3 protein-coding genes and 1 pseudogene are annotated in these 2,697 nt (G+C 61.9%); 1 reads left to right on the top strand and 3 read right to left on the bottom strand.

What is annotated here, in order from left to right; genetic code table 11:
- A partial coding sequence (locus tag VIW95_RS16390; RefSeq protein ID WP_331588527.1) for a hypothetical protein occupies positions 1 to 215 on the bottom strand: 215 nt, incomplete at its 3' end.
- A gap of 220 nt (positions 216 to 435) precedes the next feature.
- On the opposite strand from VIW95_RS16390, the gene VIW95_RS16385 reads away from it, so the two are divergent.
- Complete coding sequence (locus VIW95_RS16385; RefSeq protein ID WP_331588525.1) at positions 436 to 1,641, top strand: hypothetical protein; 1,206 nt, start codon at positions 436 to 438, stop codon at positions 1,639 to 1,641.
- A gap of 30 nt (positions 1,642 to 1,671) precedes the next feature.
- Here VIW95_RS16385 and VIW95_RS16380 read toward each other — a convergent pair whose 3' ends face one another.
- Both VIW95_RS16380 and VIW95_RS16375 read right to left on the bottom strand, forming a co-directional pair.
- On the bottom strand, positions 1,672 to 2,094 hold the full coding sequence (locus VIW95_RS16380) for a VOC family protein (RefSeq protein ID WP_331588523.1): 423 nt from the start codon (positions 2,092 to 2,094) through the stop codon (positions 1,672 to 1,674).
- Positions 2,095 to 2,223: 129 nt separating this feature from the next.
- Positions 2,224 to 2,697 (bottom strand): annotated as a pseudogene (locus VIW95_RS16375) (acetyl-CoA carboxylase carboxyl transferase subunit alpha); the annotation flags it as partial.

The raw sequence follows: 2,697 nt of genomic DNA, 5'->3' as shown, positions 1-2,697 counted from the left end.
TTTTCCAAAAATGAAGTCTCGCCGGTGAGCGTCACCTCCGATTCGAACTGAGCCCGGCCGCCCGCCGCGGACTCGATCTTTCCATTCACGCCATCCGCACCGACCACAGTCGTGACGGTATTGCTCGACGCACTGGTCGAGGCCTTCATCACATTGGCCGACGCACCCGGGGCAGCCTTACCCTTGAACTGCATGACGTAGATTACCTGCTTCATCCGTTGCTCTCCTCGCGACAGCTTCGCGCGCCCCACTCTATCTCAACTAGTCCCGTTCCTTCTAATACCATCTCTGATGCTTTCCAAACGTCTCTGTGTTGTAACTGGAAGTCAGCGACTGCTAACTATTTGACATACATAAATGTGGATTCGTTTTAGAAATTCCGAAACACTGCTGATCGTGAAAAGTCACTCCTCACTTCATCTCATTATAATGGCAATGCTCATGCTCGCGGGCTGCAATGGCGGCAGCGGATCGTCGTCGACGCCGACGCCCTCCGCCGGCATCGTCCACTTCGTTCCGAACTCGCTCGCGTTCTGGAGCAATCCCGCCAACTGGACGACCAGCTTCGGCCCTGCTTACGCCGACATCACGCTCGCCTCGAGCAACTTCGTGCCGTGCCGCGGCGGACCGTTCGCGCTCTGCTACTACTCGGGACCGAGCTCCGGCGCCGAGGACCTGTCGTGCACGCTGAGCGCCGACGGCAACTATGCCAACTGCAATTGTTTCGACATTCCGTACGGCGTGTACTTCGTCGATATCAACGCGATCCTCAATCACGCGGTATATGAAAAAACCGTCGCGCAATGCGGCGCCGACGGCAGCCTGTGCGCGACGCTCAACTCGGCGCCGGTCTGCGCGAACGTGAACCAGGGAAATCTGATGCCGGGCTCGAGCGTGTACTCGACCTTCAGCTTCGATTGCGTACCCGAGAACGGGCTCGGCCTGACCAATTGCCCGAGCGCGCCGTACGCCGGATGCATGACGGCGCCGTGCTTCAAGACCGCCCAGGCGGGCATCGTGCAATGCTCCTGCCCGGTATTCAACGGGCCCTACCAGGTTGGCCAGAACGATCAGGCATGCACTCTAGGCGGCGGACTGACGTGGTCGGCCGCATTCGCACCCGGCGCGACGCCGACCGCCACGCCCGCCGTCTCAGTTAGCGCATATAAGATGATGTCTGCCGACACGCGCGTGGCCGCCGTTTCCGGTGCAGTTCCCATTCCTCCCGCGTGCCTGCCCGACGCGCCCGGCGCCCTCGGATGCCCGCTGTATGTTCCCGGCGTCACGATGCTGCCGGCTGACAGCGGCGTCGATTGCGCCAAAGTCTGCGACGAGTACCACAGCTGCCTGCAACCGAAAGGCGCGCAGGCCGGCTTTACCTGCGACGCCACGCTATGCACCGACGAATGCAACGACCGCGACCTGGTGAGCGTCGCATGCGGCGGGCTCGCGGGATGCGACATTTCAGAAATCGTCAAAGCCGAAACGGCCGCGGATTGCAGTTGCTGTGCTAGCCAGCTCTGCGGATGCGATCCTAGCCCCGAGACCAACAAGGCAATCTCGACGTTGAACCAACAGCAGCGCGATCGCGGTATCACGCCTCAGTGCGATGTAAACAGCACTCTATGCGGTTCCCCATAGCGCAATTGGAGAGCTTCGATCACGAATGCATCACTTAACCCACGGATCGTAGCTGCCGAAACTCCAGATGTGGCCCTCCAAATCGCGGCAGGTGTAGCCCTTGCCGCCGTAGTCCTCTTCCTGGACGTCTCGCAGCATCACGGCGCCCGCAGCCTTGGCTCGCGCACAATGCGCGTCGCAGTCGGGGACGATTACGTAAGCGCTTTGCGTCTCGCAACCTTCGATTTCATCGGGATGCTTCATCAGGCGGCCGAACATGCCGCCCCCGACCGACGACAGCATGATCATCCCGTTACCAAAAGTGAGCTGCGCGTGGGCGATCCCGCCGTCCTTATCGGGGACCACGAGATTCTTTTCGAAACCGAAAGCCGTGCACAGCCATTCGATCGCCGCCGGCGCATTTCGATAGCGCATTCCAGGAATAATTCTCGCGTGCTTGCTCTGCGTGTCCATCCACGTAACCCTCCTGCGATCGTCTGCTCAATAGGTAAACCACCGCGCCGCGATAAGGTTACGATCAAGGTACTGGGTGCAGGGGTCACCCCTGCCGCGGAAGCGTGAAACCCGCGGAGGGTTTCACCTTCAATTTGTCGGATCGTTCTCGACGCGGCCGCGGGTCAGGTACGCCGAGCCCATCGCGGCGAATTTTCGTTCGCGCGCGCGGCGCAATTCCTGCGGCTTCAGCTTGACCAGCCGCTCGAGATGTCGCGCGAGCGCCGCGCCGATCAGATGAGCGGCTTCGGCCGGCGCGGTATGCGCTCCGCCGGCGGGCTCGGGAATTATTTCGTCGATCAGTCCCAGCTCGAGCAGGTCGGGGGCCGACAGCTTAAGCGCCGACGCCGCAGCCGCGACGTTCTCCTCGCCGCCCGCGCGCCACAGAATCGCGGCGCATCCTTCGGGCGTGATCACCGAATAGCACGCGTTCTCCTGCATCAGCACCGCGTTCGCGACGCCGAGCGCCAGTGCGCCGCCCGAGCCGCCCTCGCCGATCACGCACGCGACGATCGGTACCGTCGCTCGCGCCATCAACTCCAGGTTGTGCGCGATCGCCTCGAT

The sequence above is a fragment of the Binatus sp. (SeqCode) genome (assembly GCF_036522015.1).
Lineage (GTDB): Bacteria > Desulfobacterota > Binatia > Binatales > Binataceae > Binatus.
The sequence above is the reverse complement of the archived record's forward strand: the minus strand, read 5'-3'. Positions and strand labels throughout refer to the sequence as shown.